The 20,460-nt window shown below is 42.5% G+C and carries 14 protein-coding genes; 12 read left to right on the forward strand and 2 right to left on the reverse strand.

Going from position 1 to position 20,460, the window contains the following annotated elements; genetic code table 11:
- Positions 1-132 precede the first annotated feature (132 nt).
- The 12 genes from Q8W40_RS03470 to Q8W40_RS03525 all read left to right on the forward strand — a co-directional run bounded on the left by Q8W40_RS03470 (position 133) and on the right by Q8W40_RS03525 (position 16,324).
- Positions 133-1,149 (forward strand): substrate-binding domain-containing protein, encoded by a 1,017-nt coding sequence (locus Q8W40_RS03470; protein WP_305395897.1) that lies wholly within the window; start codon positions 133-135, stop codon positions 1,147-1,149.
- Positions 1,146-3,824 (forward strand): ATP-binding protein, encoded by a 2,679-nt coding sequence (locus Q8W40_RS03475; protein ID WP_305395898.1) that lies wholly within the window; start codon positions 1,146-1,148, stop codon positions 3,822-3,824. Before Q8W40_RS03470 ends, Q8W40_RS03475 begins: the two co-directional genes overlap by 4 nt.
- Positions 3,811-5,007: a hybrid sensor histidine kinase/response regulator gene (locus tag Q8W40_RS03480; RefSeq protein ID WP_305395899.1), complete on the forward strand. Its 1,197-nt coding sequence runs from the start codon at positions 3,811-3,813 to the stop codon at positions 5,005-5,007. The genes Q8W40_RS03475 and Q8W40_RS03480 overlap by 14 nt, the downstream gene beginning before the upstream one ends.
- 218 nt (positions 5,008-5,225) lie before the next feature.
- Positions 5,226-6,224: a BMP family lipoprotein gene (locus Q8W40_RS03485; RefSeq protein WP_101115212.1), complete on the forward strand. Its 999-nt coding sequence runs from the start codon at positions 5,226-5,228 to the stop codon at positions 6,222-6,224.
- Positions 6,225-6,515: 291 nt separating this feature from the next.
- Complete coding sequence (locus tag Q8W40_RS03490; RefSeq protein ID WP_305395900.1) at positions 6,516-8,057, forward strand: ABC transporter ATP-binding protein; 1,542 nt, start codon at positions 6,516-6,518, stop codon at positions 8,055-8,057.
- Positions 8,057-9,154, forward strand: a complete 1,098-nt coding sequence (locus tag Q8W40_RS03495) for an ABC transporter permease (protein ID WP_305395901.1) — start codon at positions 8,057-8,059, stop codon at positions 9,152-9,154. Before Q8W40_RS03490 ends, Q8W40_RS03495 begins: the two co-directional genes overlap by 1 nt.
- A gap of 11 nt (positions 9,155-9,165) precedes the next feature.
- The gene (locus Q8W40_RS03500) at positions 9,166-10,140 is read left to right on the forward strand and encodes an ABC transporter permease (RefSeq protein WP_305395902.1); all 975 of its coding nucleotides are present in this window, start codon (positions 9,166-9,168) and stop codon (positions 10,138-10,140) included.
- 309 nt (positions 10,141-10,449) lie between these two features.
- Positions 10,450-11,754, forward strand: coding sequence for an inosine/guanosine kinase (locus tag Q8W40_RS03505; RefSeq protein WP_305395903.1), 1,305 nt, complete (start codon positions 10,450-10,452; stop codon positions 11,752-11,754).
- Between the two features lie 150 nt (positions 11,755-11,904).
- A complete protein-coding gene (locus Q8W40_RS03510; RefSeq protein ID WP_305395904.1) occupies positions 11,905-12,174 on the forward strand; it encodes a Rho-binding antiterminator in 270 nt (89 codons plus the stop codon).
- Between the two features lie 237 nt (positions 12,175-12,411).
- Positions 12,412-13,086 (forward strand): response regulator transcription factor, encoded by a 675-nt coding sequence (locus Q8W40_RS03515; protein ID WP_305395905.1) that lies wholly within the window; start codon positions 12,412-12,414, stop codon positions 13,084-13,086.
- Positions 13,070-14,344 carry a sensor histidine kinase gene (locus Q8W40_RS03520; protein WP_305395906.1) on the forward strand — a complete coding sequence of 425 codons (1,275 nt, stop codon included), beginning with the start codon at positions 13,070-13,072 and terminating at the stop codon, positions 14,342-14,344. Before Q8W40_RS03515 ends, Q8W40_RS03520 begins: the two co-directional genes overlap by 17 nt.
- Positions 14,345-14,680: 336 nt before the next feature.
- Positions 14,681-16,324, forward strand: coding sequence for a methyl-accepting chemotaxis protein (locus Q8W40_RS03525; RefSeq protein WP_305395907.1), 1,644 nt, complete (start codon positions 14,681-14,683; stop codon positions 16,322-16,324).
- A gap of 188 nt (positions 16,325-16,512) precedes the next feature.
- On the opposite strand, the gene Q8W40_RS03530 is transcribed toward Q8W40_RS03525, so the two are convergent.
- Positions 16,513-17,490 (reverse strand): chemotaxis protein CheV, encoded by a 978-nt coding sequence (locus Q8W40_RS03530; RefSeq protein ID WP_305395908.1) that lies wholly within the window; start codon positions 17,488-17,490, stop codon positions 16,513-16,515.
- 311 nt (positions 17,491-17,801) lie between these two features.
- The gene (locus tag Q8W40_RS03535) at positions 17,802-19,802 is read right to left on the reverse strand and encodes a bifunctional diguanylate cyclase/phosphodiesterase (protein ID WP_305395909.1); all 2,001 of its coding nucleotides are present in this window, start codon (positions 19,800-19,802) and stop codon (positions 17,802-17,804) included.
- Positions 19,803-20,460 lie beyond the last annotated feature (658 nt).

A 20,460-nucleotide genomic window follows, 5' to 3' on the forward strand; every position in this document is an offset into this window, starting at 1 on the left:
CGTCAAAGCTTCCTGACAGTAAAGTGAATTTTTTCTTTAACAGCTCAACGTGTTCAATCTATTGGTAATTTACACATAATGCGTGATGACTGTCTATACTGAATGAAAGGTATGATTGAGATGGAACTTACTATGCTGATAGCTCTTGTTAAACAAGCCTTGGCGCGAATTCTCATAGCGCCTGCTCTTTTGCTTGTCTTTTCTATCCCCAATGTAATCGCAGAAGAAAATAGCAAACGAACCTATTATTTTGTAGGCGCTTTTCTAGCTCATCCTTACGTTCGTGACATCAAGTTAGGTTTTAAATACGCCAGCAAGAAACTGAATGTGAATATTGCCACGCTAGGACCGCAGGGGCCGGATTGGAATGCTCAATATAAAGCAATGGAAACCGCTATTGCCGCCAATCCTGACGGCATTATCGTCCCTCTTTGGGTAGATAATGTTGTGCCATTGATAGTGGAAGCAAGAAAGAAAGGCATTGAAGTTATTGCTATTGAAGCAGCGCCTGAAAACCACAATGCCAATACTTACATTGGTTTGGACAACTATCAGGCTGGTCTCTTAACAGCCCGCGAGCTCGTACGTATTGGTGGCAACAAAGGTAAGCTCGGTTTAGTTCTTAATCTAGCCAGTAATACAGCCTTAAAAAAACAAGGCGTCATCGATGGGTTAAAAAATACGGAATGGGAAATAGTTGCTGAAGTGGACGATAAAACCAATACCGATCAAGCGAGTCAAGTCACCATGAAGCTCTTGCGTGATCACCCAGACCTTAGTGGGTTAATAGGGCTGAATTCCAGTTCTGGTGTAGGGATAGGGAATGCGATAGGTCAGCTTGGATTAATGGACAAAGACTTAGCAATTGTGGTCCATGATCGAGAGGACACAGTTCTCGAATTTATTGAAAGCGGTGTGATTGATTCCTCTATCGTAGCGAAAACAGCCATGATGAGTTATCTCTCCATTTCCTTGTTGGAGGACTACCACAATAGAGTCGGTGAGGATATTCCGGTTGCTAATGATATCTCATCCATTGGTATCACCCTGCTTCCTGAGGTGGTGAATATTGGCGCGGTCGTCGTCAATCAAGAAAATGTCTCTCATTTTTTACGAAAGAATCTAGTAAATAGCTGGAAGGCTGAATGACCTTTAAAACCAAACTTTTTGTTTTTACTCCACTGTTGGTTGCGCTCACAATCGTGCTTTCGATTGTCGCTTCTAATGTCTTGATGAGAAGTGAAATAAATCGTCAAAACGAGGCGCGTTTGCATAACGCCACGAGCTCTCTACAAAGACGAATTTCAGACGATTTCCCTCATATTCATCGCCAATATGAAGCGTTTCGCAATAGCGGATCTACACAATTCTTAATGGGTGTTGAGCGAGGCAGTATTTTTACCGCTGAAGATTTTATTGGGGTACTCACTTTCTATCCAGATGTTCGCGAGTACCTACTTGAATTTTCGCGCCTTTACGATATATCCAGCTATGCGATTTATTTACCGGCTGATCCTAACTCTTCCTCCCCCGTATTTGATGAAAGCGTTAACTATCTTTATGCGCAATTTAATGGCGAATTAGATGGGATCATCATCAATGAAACGACGTTGATTCGCTGGGACTCGCGTAACTTTCTACGTAAAAAAGACATCGAACCCATTCTTAACTTTCCGAAGAAATTTTTTGGTTCCCCCAGAACAGAATTAACGACGCTTTCGGACGGCACAATAGGCATTAGCTACAGCTTCGAGCTCGATAATGGTGGTGTACTGGTATTGCAAAGGAGCTGGGATTTTGATTTGGCGATTCAAGAAGTGGATTTAGGGGTAGAAATTTCGCTATACGACGAGTCTAGAAATCGGATAGACGGCTCTAGTTTGTTCACAAAGCTTGAGGACGATATTCGTATTGGTACAGGGAAAAAACAGTTAGACCTTAAAGATATTGATGGACAAATTCACACGGGGCTCGCATCCACGATAAAAGATAAAGGTGTTGTACTTGGGTATTTGGTTACCTCTATTTCTCAACAAGTGATAGAAGATGCCACTAAGCGTGTTGCCGTGTTACTGATTGTTTCTGGTTTGGTACTCGTTTTGTTAGCTGCTGCGATTGCTATTTTAATGGCGCGTTCTTTCATTGAACCGATATCCCAGCTAATTAAAGATTTTAGTGCGATTGCTAACGGTAATATCAATCACAAAATCAACATTACCCGACGTGACGAATTCGGTGAGTTAGCCCGTAACTTTTACTTCATGCAAAGCGCCATAAAAGACAACATCACCGAGCTAAATTTGAAGATTCAGGAGCGAGATGTTGCAGAAAGAAAAGTGAGAAAGCTCAATGAAGAGTTGGAAGATCGGGTGATGTTAAGGACAGAAGAATTGCGTCATGCGGTTAATGAAATGGAGAAAGCCAAAGAAGGCGCTGAAAAAGCGAACCGAGCCAAGTCGGAGTTTTTGGCAAATATGTCCCATGAAATTCGCACTCCGATGAATGCGATCCTTGGGTTTTCTGAAATACTTCATTCGGAAGAAGCCAATCCTAAAAAGCTCAACTTCATCAATAAAATCAGAACCTCAGGAAAAGCCCTTCTCCATCTAATTAATGACGTTCTGGACCTATCAAAAGTGGAAGCCGGTAAGCTTGAGTTTCATATGGCGCCTACATCGGTGCCCAAAATGTTTGAAGAATTGCACGATATGTTCGACCACAAGGCAACCAGCAGTAACCTTGCACTTATCTATGAAATCGAAAAAGGCATGCCCGAAAGCCTGCTCATGGACGAAAATCGACTACGGCAAGTGTTCATTAACTTGATTGGTAATGCCGTAAAGTTCACCACGCAAGGTTATGTGAAGGTCACGGCTCGAGCCATTCCCGTTGAAGAAGATTTTAAGCTGGAATTTGAGATAGAAGATACAGGGATAGGGATCAAAAAAGACCAGATAGACAAAATATTTGGGTCATTTGAACAGGCAGAAGCAACGGAAAGCCGCTTTGGTGGGACAGGTTTAGGGCTTGCTATTAGCAAACAAATAATTGAGTTGTTGGGAGGACAAATCTCTGTCTCCAGTGAGTTTGGTTCAGGTACAACGTTTACCGTAACTCTGCCACTGGTTAAGCCAGCGAAAGCAATTGAAGGAGAAGATGTTCCAGTAGATGAAAACCTTATTGTTTCATTTGAACCAGCCAAAATTTTGATAGCGGATGATGTGGATTACAACCAAGAAATTCTGGCTCAGTTTTTAACCGATTTCCCATTCACGATTGACTATGCGGACGATGGCATCCAAATGCTAGAAAGAGTAGAGAAGAGTACACCTGACCTAATTTTGATGGACATAAAAATGCCCAATATGGATGGTCGAGAAGCCTCTGAAATATTGAAGAATGACCCTCGATATCAGGATATTCCAATCATTGCAGTAACGGCGTCTGCATTGTCGGAGTCGCTCGAAAGCCACATAAAGCACTGTGAAGGTTACATCACGAAACCTGTTGATAGAGATAGCCTTATTGAAGAGCTTAAAAGATTCCTCGCCTATACTAACGTGAGTAGGGTGATGAATGGCGCAGTAGCATTACAGTCACAATCTATTGAAGTAGAAGGGGAAATTAGAGTGCCTAGTGGGGAAGTGCTTTCCAATATTCGAACGTTAGCCGTCGATGGTTTCATAGATGACATCCAAGAGATGGTACAGCCTCTTTCAACCGATTTCCCTGAGTTTACAGAACGTGTCGTTAAATTCGCTCACGAGTTTGATGATCAGAAAATAATCGATATGGTGGATGATTACATTAATGAGCGACCATGATATTTCAATACTTATAGTGGACGATAGCCCATCAAATTTAGGTGTCGCTTCCGGCTTTTTAAAAGAGTTGGGTTATAAGATTGCCACTGCAAATAATGGTAAAACTGCATTAAGTCGGGTGGAGAGAATCAAGCCTTCATTGATTCTTTTGGATGTAAATATGCCTGAGATGAATGGCTTTGAAGTTTGCCAAATTCTTAACAGCAACCCTGAATTCGTTGATATTCCAATCATCTTTCTTACGGCATTGACAGACCAAGATGCAAAAGAAAAAGCCTTTTCTTCTGGCGCAGTGGATTACATAAGCAAACCTTTTCAAAAGAAAGAGCTGATCGCTCGCGTGCAAAATCATTTGAGCATTAGTCAATCCAAAAGAGAGCTGGAGAATTTAGTTCAAGAAAAGACGGATGCAATAAACCAGCTAAGAAGTACGCAAAACAAGTTGGTTGAATCTGAGAAAATGGCCTCACTGGCGAAATTGGTGTCGGGTGTTGCTCATGAAATGAATACGCCTATAGGGAATTGCATCAGTACTTTTTCAGCTATTCGAGACACGATTGATACGTTAGAAAATTCGATTGAAAGTGGTGCTCTTTCTAAGAGTAATATGGTCTCAACGTTAGAATCAATACGTGATTTCACCACGATTGGTCTTAACAACACATCGAAGCAATCCCGTTTAATCGATTCATTTAGAGAGTTGGATGCTGTCGGTGCCGAAACCCGAGTTCAGCCGGTTAATGTAGGGCGCTTTATGACAGAAGGGTTGGAATCGGTCGCAACGAGGGAAGAGCTTGGAGTGAGCTTTAATGTTGAGTGCGACCCTGCACTTACAGTCAAACTCAATACTTGGATTGTGCATGATGTCTTACAAAAGCTGGTAACCAATACCTATCACCATGGATTTTCCGGAGATAAGCAAGGGGAGATTTGGGTCAATGTACGTCACAATAATGGGCAGTTAGAAGTGGACTACATTGATGATGGTAAAGGGGTGTCTTCTGATGTAGAGGAAACGTTATTTGAACCTTTCATCACGACAGAGAGGAGCCAAGGGTTCGTCGGGTTAGGCTTGCATGTCGCCTATATTTTGGTTACTCAATACCTAAAAGGGCGAATTGAGCTGATAAAATCATCAAAAGGAGCTCGCTTTACCTTCTGTTTTCCATGCGAAATATCCTAGTGAATGTTTCAACTTGTGAACGAATTGTTGATTTTGTATACAAGAATTGTGCTCAAAATATTTGCGCAAACGATTAACTATTGTTCGAATTGAATATGTTCTTCTTCACAGTCGTGAATCATGTCAAGAAACTGTAAAAAATTGGGCGATAATTACACAGGTATTTGGGGATAGGTGCTAATTTTACTACTTTATACCAAATGACATGGAGAAATTGGATGATGACCTTTAAGTCAGTCGCGGTAGGTGTAGCGCTTGGACTAGCAACTTTTGCTTCTCAAGCAGCAGATTTTAAACCGTCAGTGATCTTTGATATGGGCGGTAAGTTTGATAAATCTTTCAACCAAGCGGCTTACAATGGTGCGGAAGCATTTAAGAAGGACACAGGAATTAAGTACGGTGAGTTTGAAATCACTAACGAAGCGCAACGTGAGCAAGCAATGCTACGTTTGGCTCAGCGTGGTCATGATCCTATCGTGGCAGTTGGTTTCCAACAAGCACCTATCGTTGAAAAAGTAGCGAAGCAATTTCCAAAAACGAATTTCGTTATTATTGATTCAGTGGTAGACCTTCCAAACGTTCGTAGTGTTGTGTTTAAAGAGCACGAAGGTTCTTTCCTTGTTGGTGCTCTAGCAGCAATGAAGAGTGAATCAAATGCTGTTGGTTTTGTCGGTGGTATGGATATCCCTCTTATCCGTAAGTTTGCTTGTGGTTATGAGCAAGGTGCGAAATACATCAGCAAAGACACAAAAGTTGTGCAAAACATGACAGGTTCTACACCTGCAGCATGGAACAACCCAACAAAAGGTGCAGAGCTAGCTAAGTCTCAGTTTGACCAAGGTGTTGACGTTGTATATGCAGCAGCGGGTGGTACTGGCGTTGGTGTTTATCAAGCCGCAGTTGATGAGAAAAAATACGCGATCGGCGTAGATTCAAACCAAAACCACCTTCACCCTGGCGTGATGCTGACGTCTATGGTTAAGCGTGTGGACGTCGCTGTTAAAGACGCGTTCATGGATGCTTACGCAGGTAAATTTACTTCAGGTGTTCAATCTCTAGGTTTGAAAGAAGAAGGTGTTGCGTGGGCTCTTGATGAGCACAATGGCAGCCTGATTGGTCCAGATATGGCGTCGAAAGTAGAGCAAATTCGTGACGACATTATCGCTGGTAAAGTAGTTGTCCACGATTACTTCTCAAATAGCGCTTGTACTTACTAATATAGTAGTAAGAAATGCCGGACATGGCTGATCTGTGTCCGGCTTTTTAGTTTCTGAGCCCCAAGTATTGAGTATAAATATAATTATCAATATTGGTGGTGCTGTGGCAGATGTTACTGGGTTATATTGCGAGAACAAGCGGTGAAAATGAGTAAAGAATTCAGTGAATTGAATTCAATGAGCTTTTCAAAGTCGCATTTATAATCTTAAAGTCTAAAGATTTGTCGTTGCAAAGATACACATCGAAACCAACGTTAGTTATCGATTCATTCAGTCACTCAGGGAGAGAGAATGAGCAGTCCTGCCATTGAGTTAAAACTCGTTAATAAGCGCTTTGGCGCGGTTTGGGCAAATAAAGATATTAATTTTGCTGTCCAGCCAGGCACCATTCACGGCATTGTGGGGGAGAACGGTGCGGGTAAATCGACGCTAATGTCGATCTTGTACGGCTTTTATGAAGCGGATTCGGGATCCATTCACGTTGATGGAAAGCAAGTTGCCATAAAAAACTCTCAAGACGCCATCGATCTTGGAATCGGAATGGTTCACCAGCATTTCATGTTGGTAGAAACCTTTACGGTTATTGAGAACATTATGCTCGGCGCTGAAAGCCACAGCTTGATTTCTCATAGCGCAAAAGATGCTGAACAGGCATTGCATGAAATTGAAACGAAGTACGGTCTAGAAGTTGATAACCACGCGCTGGTTTCCTCGTTGCCTGTTGGTTTACAGCAACGAGTCGAGATATTAAAAGCGCTGTATCGTGGTGCCCGTATTCTTATCTTGGATGAACCTACGGGGGTTCTTACACCACAAGAAACTGAGCAGCTTTTTGATATTTTACGCACCTTAAAAGAGCAGGGTGTGACCATCATACTGATCACCCATAAGCTAAAAGAAATTATGTCGGTAACGGATAATGTATCCGTTATGCGAGCAGGTGAGATGGTAGCGTATCGACCGACAGCTGAAACCAATCCGCAAGAACTTGCAGAACTAATGGTGGGTCGTAAGGTTCTTCTCAATGTCGATAAATCAGAAGCTGAGCCAGAAGAAACGCGCATTGAAGTGAAAGATGTCAGCTATTTTGATGATCGTGGCGTCAAGCGTCTCAAGAACCTTAATTTCCACGTCAAAGCGGGAGAAATCCTTGGAGTGGCAGGTGTTTCTGGTAATGGTCAGTCCGAGCTTCTTCATGTCCTTTCCGGCACGCTGGTGCCACAAGAAGGCGAACTGAGGGTATCGACCTCGAAAGGTTCGCATCAATTTACCTCGTCTGTGAACCGTGATGCTGCACTCATGCGCGAACTGAGTATTGGTCATATACCGGAAGACCGTATCAAGCAGGGATTGGTGAAAACTATGCCAGCGGCAGAAAATGCCATCCTTGGCTTCCATCATAATGAAGAATACGGCTCTAAACTTCTTGATTTGAAAGCTATTGATGGTGCCACGCGCGACATGATGGAGCAATATGACGTAAGACCCGTCGACCCTCATCTTAAAAGCGCTAATTTTTCCGGTGGTAATCAACAGAAGCTGATTATCGCGCGTGAAATGTTGAAACATCCCGATGTCATTTTGGTTGGTCAGCCGACGCGTGGTGTGGATATTGGTGCTATAGAGTTTATTCATAAAAATATTATTGCAGCCAGAGATAATGGCGCTGCGGTACTTCTTGTTTCCACAGAGTTGGACGAAATAATGTCTCTGTCTGATCGAATTATTGTAATGGTCGACGGTGAGATATCGGGTGAAGTTAAAGCGAGCGAAACCGACGAGAAAGGTCTTGGTCTGCTCATGGCCAATGCCAGTGCTGAAGGAGAAGCATAATGAACAAGACCGTACCTGGATGGGTAAATGTAGCGCTGGTTCCGCTGCTCCAGCTGATTCTCGCTTTGGTGGTATCTAGCCTCGTCGTGTTATTGGTTGGAGAAAGCCCTTTGGCAGCATTCTCAGTCATGATTAAAGGGGCGACTAACCTTGAATATGGCGGTTTAAGTAACACGCTTTATTATTCTACAAACTTTATTTTCACGGGTCTTGCAGTGGCTGTGGCTTTTCACGCCGGCTTATTCAATATCGGTGGTGAAGGGCAAGCCTATATAGCTGGCTTAGGTATCGGCATATTGATGTTGTTGCTCGACGGCATTTTGTCTGTTTGGTTGATGGCACCCCTAGCGATTATCGTTGCCGCTGCTTTTGGTGCGCTTTGGGGAGCTGTCCCAGGCTACCTTCAAGCTAAGCGTGGATCGCACATTGTTGTTACCACCATCATGTTCAACTTTATCGCGTTTTCTGTGATGGGGTATGCATTGGTAGAGCATATTGCTAAATATGGCGGTAACTCGACAGATTCACGTTATTTCAACCCTGAAGCGGTGTTCCCTAAGTTGCATGAATGGGGCGCTGCAAACGGGTTTGAATTGCCATTTTCCCTACTTAACCCATCACTGCTTATCGCGTTAGTCATGGCGTGGTTAGTATGGCTATTATTGTTCCGCTCTCGTTTGGGCTATGCCATCCGAGTGGTTGGACAAAATGCGTCTGCTGCTGAATATGCAGGAATTAATGCAAAGAGAATCATCATTATCGCAATGACCATATCAGGTGGTTTAGCGGGCATGATGGCCGTTAACGAAGTGTTTGGTGCGCATAACCGCCTAATTCTAAACTTCACCGGTGGCTTTGGATTTATAGGCATCGCTGTGGCGCTTATGGGGCGAAATCACCCAGTTGGAATCATTATTGCCGCGATTCTGTTTGGTGCTTTGTATCAAGGCGGAACCGAGCTGCAATTTGAAATGCCGAGCTTGAACCCTGAACTCATCATGGTTATCCAAGGCTTGGTCATCTTCTTTACAGGCGCTATGGATAGACTTATTCGCGAGCCAGTAGAGCGGCTCTTTACTCGTCAAGTGAAAGCATAGGGGGTGTGACGATGGAAATTTTTAACTGGTTATTGTCCACTTTTGATTCGACTATTCGTTTGGCAGTACCGCTTATATTTGCAGCCATGGCTGGGATATTTTCAGAGCGCTCAGGTATTGCCGATATTGGTCTCGAAGGCAAGATGTTGTTTGCTGCGTTTGTTGCAGCTGCAACAGCTTACGCACTCGGTTCTCCGTGGTTAGGATTGTTGGCAGGTATTGGCGCGTCTGTTCTATTGGCGCTTGTTCATGGTTATGCCTCAATTATTCAAAAGGGTGATCAAATCATTTCAGGTTTGGCAATCAACTTTTTTGCTTCCGGAATGACGATAACCCTAGGGCACGCATGGTTCTCTAGAGGCGGTCAAACGCCAACATTGCATAACGACCAGCGTTTCCTACCTATTGACCTACCTGGTGCGCAGTGGTTAGGCGAAAATGTTCCTGTTATTGGTCCGATTTACTCTGAACTTATTTCTGGGCATAACATTCTTGTCTACCTAGCGTTTGTTGCCGTTATTGCGACTTGGTGGGTATTGTTTAGAACTCGCTTCGGCTTACGTGTACGTGCTGTTGGTGAAGAACCTAATGCTGTGGATACGGCGGGTATTTCAGTATTCTCGTTACGTTTTAGAGCCGTACTCGTCACAGGTGTATTGTGTGGATTGGCCGGTGCTTATCTCTCTACCGCCCAGAACGCAGGTTTTGGTAAGGAAATGACAGCAGGGCAAGGTTACATTGCATTGGCGGCGGTGATATTTGGTAAATGGCATCCTAAAGCAGCGTTTTTCGCCTGTTTACTGTTCGGTTTCTTATCGGCACTAGAAACGCGCATGCAAGGTGTAGAAATTCCACTAGTTGGTGTACTTCCAACCCAAGTATTCTCTGCGTTGCCTTACGTTTTAACCGTTGTTCTCTTAGCAGGCTTCATCGGAAAAGCCGTTGCCCCTAAAGCGATTGCCAAGCCATACACTAAAGAGCGATAGGGATTCGATAAATAGAATTTTTTGAATCTATTCAAATACCCGCTAAAAGCCAGTTGAGGAATCAACTGGCTTTTTTTATCGAATAAACGATTCAGAATAGGAGATGACCTATACTTCTATACAAACTCAAACTGGTTCGCTGATTTAAGAAAAGTAAAAAAAGAAAGCTAAACTGGAAATTGAGCTAAATCGGTATAAAGTTCTTTAAATTAACGAGCAAACGTTTGCCTTTTTTGGTGATGTTGCCGCTTATTAACATGCGAGCTACAATCGCGCTCCCAACTTGTCCCTTAATAAGTTTTATTGATTATGAAGTTTCCCGGTCAAAGAAAATCTAAACATTACTTTCCAGTGCATGCGCGTGATCCATTGGTGACACAAGCACAAGAAAGCAAGAAAATGGCACGCACTCACATTGTTGGTATCGACCAGACTCTCGTGGATATTGAAGCCAAAGTAAGCGATGAATTTATCGAAAAGTTTTCTTTGAGTAAGGGACACTCACTGGTTATAGACGATGAAACGGCGGAGAATTTGTACAACGAGTTAAAAGACCAAGGGTTAGTCACCAACGAGTTTGCTGGTGGTACGATTGGAAATACTTTGCACAATTACTCGGTTCTTGCTGACGACAAATCTATCCTGTTAGGGGTAATGAGCCAAGACATCAAGATCGGAAGCTACGGGTATCGATACCTCTGTAATACATCTAGCCGGATGGATCTCAACTATTTGCAGGGAGTGAACGGTGCCATTGGTCGCTGCTTCGCATTGATCAGTGAAGATGGTGAACGTACCTTTGCAATCAGTGAAGGTCATATGAATCAGCTAAAGCCTGATAACATCCCAGAAGCCATTTTTAAGAAAGCTTCTGCACTGGTCCTTACCGCTTATCTTGTAAGATGCAAGCCTGGCGACCCTATGCCTGAAGCGACAATGCAGGCGATCGAATTCGCGAAAAAATACGACGTTCCCGTAGTTCTTACGCTGGGAACAAAATACGTTATCCAAGATGACCCTGAGTTCTGGCAAACATTTTTACACGACCATGTATCGGTCGTAGCGATGAATGAAGATGAAGCAGAAGCATTAACAGGGGAAAGCGATCCGCTTTTAGCTTCCGATAAAACACTTGATTGGGTCGATTTAGTGCTATGCACAGCAGGTCCGGTTGGGTTATACATGGCTGGCTTTGCCGAAGACACAGCAAAACGGGAAACGTCACTCCCGCTGCTGCCTGGAGCCATTGCAGAATTCAACCGCTACGAGTTTAGCCGACCAGTGTTAAAAGCCAATACCGCTAACCCTATTAAGGTGTATTCGCATATTGCACCTTATATGGGGGGACCAGAGAAAATAAAGAACACCAATGGTGCAGGCGATGCAGCGCTATCAGCGTTGCTGCATGACATGGCGGCCAATCGCTACCATAAAGAAAATGTGCCGAATTCAAGTAAACATCAGTACCCGTACTTGACATATTCTTCTTTCTCTCAGGTGTGTAAATACTCGAACCGCGCAAGTTACGAGGTGTTAGTTCAACATTCACCTCGTTTATCGCGCGGTCTTCCAGAGCGCGAAGATAGCTTGGAAGAGGCGTACTGGGAGCGCTAGTATTTTTAATACTTTGAATTTAGTGCTTTAAAAACCGCCTATTTGTGCGGTTTTTTTTGTTTTGTTCTCGCGGAACCACGCACCTTGAGGTACTTTGAGTATGATGCCATGATTAATTCAACTGAAACGCGATAAGGAGTGGACCCGATTATGATCAGTTGTGATAAATACGACTTCATTGAGCTGGCATGCCTATTCAAATTGAAAGTGAGTTTAGCTATGTTGTCTGGCGAGCAGATAGAGGGCGTCGCTCACAATACAAAAATAGGTGCTGATCGCGTTGAGTATTTGATTCTCACACACTGGGTTGTAGATGAGACTGACGTCAAGGAAACCGCTGTACGATTAGATGATATACATACTATGAGCGCAAAAACGGCTAACCCACACTTCACAACTATTCACATTAATGATGTTTAATGATTTTCTATGCGGTATCCCCTTACTCGTTGGCTAGGTAGGTAATAGAAAAGGTTTAGATATTAAGTTTCAATAAGTTAGCTTTTGTCAGACTTGGATTGTTGCCTCCGCCCCTCAACGTTTTCTGTCCCATTTTGATTCTCGGTCTTCTACATAAACCGCATTCTTTGGTATGCAACAAGATTTTTTCATTCTCTGTCTGATACTATTCATACGTCAGATTTAGAGGCTAACTACATGAAAATTCTAGTGATTGAGGATGACGCAACAACAAGAGAATTTGTTTCTCAAGGGCTGCGTGAACATGGTTATATCGTTGATGAAGCGGGAGATGGGCAAGAAGGTTTAATGATGGCTGTCAGCTGCGAATATCAAATGATTATTCTCGATCGGATGTTACCCGCATTAGATGGAATGAAGGTTCTTGCGGCGATAAGAGCAACCGAAGTGAATGTACCTGTCTTAATTTTAAGTGCAATGGACAGCGTCGAAGACAGAGTCGTTGGTTTGCAAGCAGGCAGTGATGATTACCTAACGAAACCTTTTGCCCTCGCAGAATTGATTGCTCGCACAGATATCATCGTGCGTCGCCACAAACCCGTAACTCAAGTTCTTAGTTATTTGGAATACGAAGGTCTTAAATTGGACTTGAAAGCGCATCGGGTCACTTTTCTCGATAACGAGCTGCATCTACAACCTAAAGAGTTTCAGTTACTTCAGTATTTCATGGAAAACGAAGAACAGGTCATTTCTAGAATGCGTTTGTTTGAGGCGATATGGCATTACCATTTTGATCCTAGAACTAACGTAATCGATGTGCACATTGCCAATCTTCGCAAAAAACTGGACGAAGTTGGCGGAACGAATCTACTCCATACCGTTAGGGGAGCAGGTTATGTCCTTCGCTGTTGATCATGATCTTACACGTTCCTCCGTCTTTAAAATTTTACTCCTGCTCGTTATATCCATTGCTCTGCTCTATTCCCTATTTGTTCATCAGGTCTTTGTTCATTCAGAATCATTTCACCGGCAACAACTAACAAAGCAACTTCGTGATGAAATTCAGGAGTTTGACGAAGCCAACCTCCGAGGTGTTGGTGAAGTCGAAAGATTGATCCTTAGAAAACGCGAATCAGAGAGTCCTTTCATCTATCACATTAACCGTATTTCCATTCCACCCTCATACCCGGTTGTGCGGAAAAAAGTGAGCCATAACCAAGTCATTCTTTTTGATGGTCGTACGCTAGAAATAGGCATTAAACCCGAACTGTTGCAGTCGTATCGCTCTCAAGTGGTCCCGATGATTGTTTCCGGTGTTTTAATACCCGTCACATTGATGTTTATCGGTGCTGCAACATTCGCCATTGTGATATTGCGCAAGTTGCATAGAGTCAATCACGCGATGAATCGCTTTCTCTGTGGTGAAAAAAAGGTGAAATTGCCCGTTTCGACCAGTGATGATGAATTCGATATTTTGGCAATACATCTCAATTTTATGATAGAGCAGATGGAAAAGAATGAAGAGACTCTCAAAACTCTCTCAATTGGTATGGCACACGATATGCGAACGCCAATGGCTCGCTTAAAATTGAGACTCGAAGAGCTTTCCAACTCTAAAAATTTGGCAGAACCAGAACTTCACAAGTTAATGGCTTGCCAAGATGAATTGGATATGTTGCTCGCCCTTTTTAACAGTATGTTGGAGATTGCACGCTTAAACAGTGGGCAAATGGTCATCAGTGACGACGTCGTAGACTTGAGCAAAATTGCCCATGATGTGACAGAGTTTTTGATACCGCTCGCTGAACAAAAACAGCAAATAATGACCCTGAGGCAAGATGGTCAATGCCAGCTTATTGGTGATCGCTCTCTGATGTTCCGAGCATTGTTTAACTTGGTAGAGAATGCGGTGAAGTACACACCTGAGCATGGTCGGATAGAGGTGATTGTTGATAGTTTAGGTGTTGTTGTCAGTGATTCGGGAATAGGAATCGCGGATACCGATAAGCCTCACGTCTGCGAACCTTTATTTAGAGCAGATAAAAGCCGCAGTGAAATTGGAAATGGAATAGGTTTAGCGCTGGTTGACGCCGTTGTCCGACAGCATCATGCGCAGCTCCTGTTTAAAGATAATCGACCAGGTTTGAGAGTTAGAATCTACATTAGTTAATTCTAATCTCCATACAAAAAATGTTGTTTAAAATTAAAATAAGTGGTATTTAGTACACCCATACGGAAAGAGCGAAAATCGGTCTTTAACTTATTGTTATATAAATGTTTGTTATGAATATAAAGCAAACGTTTGGCTGCTTTTCTACGGTAAAAGGGGAAAGTGATACGGGTCAAAAGTAACTCAATTTAATCATAGTCTTGAGGTGTTAATTTGACTCTGGTGACGTCGGTAAGCAGCACGCTTATATAGAATTTCGTTACCTCCGCTTAACAGGTTTCTGTGCGGGTATGTGATATTAATTTTTAGAGTATTTACTCTATATATAGGTGAAGTATGAATTGGTTATCTAACCTCTCTTTGAGAATGAAAATGGCGTTACCTGTTACGGTAATGATTCTTTTATTCTCCTCAATCACGTTATACAACGTCCAATTGTTTGGTGCGCAAAACCGAGCAAATAATACCTTGAATAACGATATTCAACCCGTATTGGAAAAACTCGAAGATGCCTATCGGGATCTCTACCAAGTGATCTCGGCGGCGCAGGGGTTGATGCTAGCAAACGGTGATCAGGAAGAAATTAAAAAGCAAAAGTTTGAGTTCGAAGATAACGCCTATAAAGCGCTACCTCGTTTGAAAAGCCTCTATAGCTTGTTAGATGGAGAAATATTGCCATCGAGCTCGAAAGCAAGCATTGATCAGCTCATCAAAGCAACAGAGAGATGGATTGATAAATACGAGACTATGTTCGCTGACCCGCAGCAGGCTCAAGTATTGTTTAGCCAAAACCAAGCGGGTCTAATGAGTGATTTTGCGATTATGCGAAAGGAGCTTAAATCGGTTCGTAAAGCGATTGAAAATGTGCAGGCAAACCTTCGAACAGAAGCCAATGAAGCTGCAAGAAGTTCCGAGTTGGCGCTTGAAGTGGGCAGTGGATTAGCAATTCTGATTGGTGCTTTCTTAACTTGGCTGCTATCAGGGTGGATTATTGCACCGATTCGTCGACTCAATGAAAATATGGCGGAAATTGCATCAGGCGAAGGTGATTTAACAAAACGTGTGGAAGTAGAGTCTTCTGATGAAATAGGCGAACTTGGTCGAAATTTCAATACGTTTGTACAATCTTTGCAGTCCACAATTGGTGAAGTTGTTGATGCCACTCATCATGTGCGCAACGAGATGAATCAATTTAATCAAATCACTGGAAATGTAGTGACGGGAGTGACTTCCCAGCAACAAGAAAGTGAGATGGTTGCAGCGGCAATCAATGAAATGCGAGCCACCAGCGAAAGTGTAAGCCAAAATGCTCAAGAAGCGGCGAGTGCGAGTGAAGCCGGGCATTCAGAGGTGCAGCAAGCAGCCAATGTTCTTACACAAACCGTCACATCTATTCAAGGGCTGGCAAACGAACTTGAACATGCAGGCACGGTGATACATACGCTTGATTCAGACGTGTCTAACATCGCTTCTATTCTGGATGTTATTCGTGGCATCGCCGAGCAGACAAACTTACTGGCACTCAACGCTGCGATTGAAGCGGCACGAGCGGGTGAACAAGGGCGCGGCTTCGCAGTTGTTGCGGATGAAGTTCGTGCATTGGCTAGCAAAACTCAAGATAGCACTGGTGAAATTCAGGTGATGATCGAGAAATTGCAGGCTGGTGCAAAAGAAGCGGTAACCGCGATGGAGTCTAGCCAACAAGGTGGTGAGCGCACCATCGAAAAGGCGAATACAGCTTCAAATTCTCTGAATGAAATCAGTCGTTCAATTTCAATCATCAATGAAATGAACTCTCAAATCGCAACTGCGGCATTTGAACAAACGACAGTCAGTGAAGACGTAAACAGCAATATTCAGCGAATTGCAGATAACAGCCAGCAGATCGTTCATGTAGTGGAAGACGCCAATGATTCTTCTAAGAACTTAGCTATTCAATGTGAACGCTTAGATAACCTTGTGGGACGTTTTAAAGTATAGGCTTGCTAGTCTCTTAAGTATTTTCTCTTAGATACTTCAAGTTAAAAAAATAAAGCCCTGGGTGATATCACTTAGGGCTTTTTGGCGTTTTAGAAGCTTAACGGTTCAGCTATTGTGAAAGGATAGGTTCTAGTACGAATAAAAAAAGCTGCTTGACGAGCAGCTTTAGTCAATCGATGAAATGTTCGTTATACGAAGATGTATTGGTCCATCATTGTGATCATACGACCAATTTCAGGTTTAGTTATCGTGTCGTTCGCACCTAGTTGTAATGCTTTCTCACGGTTGTCATCACTCATTAAAGAGGAAAACATAACAATTGGCATTGCGCTGTATGTTTCATTGTCTCGTAGCCTTTTAAGCAGGTGCATACCATCCATGCGAGGCATTTCTACGTCGGTAACAACTGCATCAACGAATTCGCTAACGGGTACGTCTTCTTTCTTAGATAACGCTTCGAACTCTGTCAGTTTATCCAGCGCTTCCCCTCCGTCCTTACAGGTAATTATATTGTACCCTGCCGATCGGAGTGTGTTTTCAATAAGGCTACGGATAAACGCCGAATCATCAACAACCATAACCGTACGAGCTTGACGCTTGGTCACCATTCTCTGGTTTAGATCTACATTCTTATCTATAGTGACATCGTACTTTTCCATACTCAGTTCTGGGTTGATGTCAGCGATGATTTTCTCGAAATCCAAAATCATGATCAAGTTGCCTTCTTGTCGAACAACGGCAACAACACAATCATTTTCGCCCGCTTCTAAGAATTGACTTGGTGACTCAACATCTTCCCAAGAAATCCGGTGAATTCGGCTAATACTGTCGATCAAAAATCCGTTAGTCATTCGGTTAAAATCCGTAACAATGACAAACTTGCGCTCGAGATCGGGTTTCGTTGGTACGCCTAACCATCCTGCTAAATCAACCAAAGGTGTTAGCTTTTCTCGAGAAGAAAACACACCAACCATATGAGGCTGGGCATTAGGGTAGTCCGTTGTGTCTGGAACCTGAATTACTTCGCGAACTTTCGCAACGTTAATACCGTAATAGCAGGTTTTAGTCGTACCGTCTGGAAGTTGTTTCTGTAGATGAAATTCTATAATTTCAAGCTCATTTGTACCACTTTCGGTTAAAACCGTACTGTTAAGGTTGTTACTCATAGATACCACATTTCAAGTTATGACTGACAGGCAGTTATTGATGTTTATTTTAGTATATACCCAAGTAACCTCAAGGTGCTAGATTCCAAAAGATTGCTAAAAAATGTGCCTAGCGACATCAGAAGGCAATGCTAGCAACAATTCCTTGGGTTAAGACTTGGTGAAGCCCAGCAATACACTGACATTATAGTTAATACTGAGGAAATGCAGAAATTTACTATATGGGTCGCCATGCATCGCTATTGGGAACAATTTTATCAACACTTTCAGGTTTATCGGCAGACACCGTCTTCGCTTTAATGACTTTCTCATTAATTTAGCGACCGTTTTAGCTCCATGTTTTTGCGTTGTGATACGTAGTCCATTAATTGACTGATTGGGAGCGCTCTGGAGTAGCGAAAGCCTTGTCCAATTGTCACCCCAAGGCGTTGCAATGTCCGTTCTTCTTCTTCTGTTTCAATACCTTCAGCAATAGCCTGCATACCTAATGTTTGGCACAAGAAATTGATGACCTTAATGATTTGAATCGATTCTTCTCTCTTGTCTAAATCCATAACAAATTTTCGGTCAATTTTTATTTCATCAAAACCGTAGCTGAGTAGGTATTCCAAAGAAGAAAAACCAGTACCAAAATCATCCAAAGAAAATCTTACGCCACTTGCTCTAAGGTGTTGAAGGTTGTCATTCACCTCTTTTTGCTGCTGAACTTTTGCTAGTTCGGTTAATTCCAAAACAAGTTTGTTCAGTGGGAAGTTATAGCGGCTCGCCAAAGACAGCAATTTTTGAGAAAAGTGAGCCTTGCTTAAAGAAAGAGGAGATATATTAATCGAAAGCGTAAAACTGTTTGGGCAAGTATGAATAGATTGCTGCCAATCTTTAAAGACTTTTTCGATTATCGCTAACGTAAGCGCATGCATAGTGCCTGTTTTTTCTGCTCGTGTGATAACTTCCCACGGAGAAGAGCGATCGTTTTCTTCAAGTCGGAGCAGCGATTCAGCACCAAAGATATCAAATGTTGTAAGGTGCATCTGAGGCTGGTAATGCATGTGGAATTTTTGGGTGGCAATAAGCTCTTCGATAAAAGAATCAATGTATATCGTGTGCTTAAGAGCACTTTCGAATTCCTCATGGTATTCACAATAATCCAGCTTAAGCTCTGTCGCTTCGAGCAGAGCAATTTCCGCACAATGTATGAGGAGCTCTGCTTCTGATGCGTCTTCGGGGTGTCTAGATATACCGATGTTAATGTTAACGTCTAAAGGGGTGAGGCTATCTTGTATGTTTGAGAAGATTGACTTGCTATCCGAAAGCTCACAAGCAGGTAAGAATAGAAAGAAGTCATCGCCACCCAATCGGCATACCGATGCATTTGCTGGGCTGTGTTGAGTAAGAGCAAGGCTGGTTCTCTTTAGAATATCATCACCGTGCTGTTGCCCGTACTTTAGGTTTATCGAGGAAAAGTTGAGGATATTGATCCTGACGAGGGTTCCGTAGGTACCGAGCTTTTCTAACGTCTTATTCATATTTTCTAGAAATGCTTGACGGTTAAGGTTACCCGTTAACGGATCTTTTTGTGCCAAAGTCGTTAATAACTCGTTGTTTTTGTTTATAGCCTCGATGTATCGGGCCGCATGTAACGAGGAAAGATTATAAGCATCCACAAGATCGGAAATCTCATCTCGTTCTTTTTGGGGGTAGTCTTCAATTTTTGTTAAGTGCTCATATTCGTTTTGCTCTCTCTGAAGATTAAATTGAGAAGAGAGGTGTTTCAGTCGATATGCGACTGTTTTATGGAATGAGCGCCTAACTATAATCAGTATCAACAGAGATATAAGAAGGAGTGAAGCAAGGAAGATCGAAATGGACAGCGCAAAAAAGTTCAGCAGATATTCTGGGTTTACGTAAGCCTCTATATGACCCACGCTCATCTCCTCGCCATAGGTATTGACGTAGCTTAATGGAAATTTGTGTTCCCATTCATTCCATATTAACTCTTTTGTTGGGACGCCTAGCTCACGAGTTTGAGCCAGCATTTCACCTTCAGACCAAATAGAAAAATGCAGGAAAAGATGGTCGTTATCGAAAGTAGCGGTGATAGCGGAAAGTTGTTCAAAATCGAAGTTGTAAATAGCAGAAGCAGTAGAGCGCTCAACTGAATTAACACGCGAGTACGCATTTTTTTTCATCTCAGTTAACGATAAGTAGTAGCTGGTAGCAGAAAGCATAAGCAATGCTGCCAACGTAAGCCAAAGAAGAGGCTTCTTAACTTGAGTAGCAACTTTACTGGCTATGGATACAAATTCTTTTCGCATAGACCTCTTGTCCGTGGATAATCCCTAACATCACTTCCTGCTATTTCAGGAAGTTACGTTGACTTGTCATTATGCTAGCTTGTTATATGTTCTAGGCTAACCAAAAAGTTCTCACACCTTTGTTTTTTTTGGTCGGATCTTCAATAGTGATACACCTATGTTGGGCTTTACCATAAAAAACATAAAGATAACGCACCAATGTGCATATCGGTATTGTTCGCTTGCGCTCAAGTGATAAGTTAGTAACTTAATTATCACTAAGGCTTAGAGGAACTCTTTTCGACCACAATATTGATTTCATTAGCGAGGCGAGAGAAAGCTGGAACAAAGTTCAAATTTTCTGCCATTCAGTCATATCGTTAATCTTTATTAGCGCTATTAAAAAGTGTAATAGATTTTAATGAGTTAACTCGATTTTTTTTAAGTGAATGTTTATTAAGTGACTTATTGCTTCTAAGCCTTGGGATACATGCGTTAAAGGATGCTAAATACCCTTAATAAAGATATTGATATGGAAGTAATGTTACTGGCTTTAAAGTGGAGTATTTCTGAGCGTGTCATCACGATTTATCCTGAACTGAAACGTATTATTAGTGAGATAGGTGGCACCTATTAACAAAATAGTTGAATTCCATTTAGTAATTACAAGAAATTGAAC

This window comes from Vibrio penaeicida, assembly GCF_030689305.1.
GTDB lineage: Bacteria > Pseudomonadota > Gammaproteobacteria > Enterobacterales > Vibrionaceae > Vibrio > Vibrio penaeicida_B.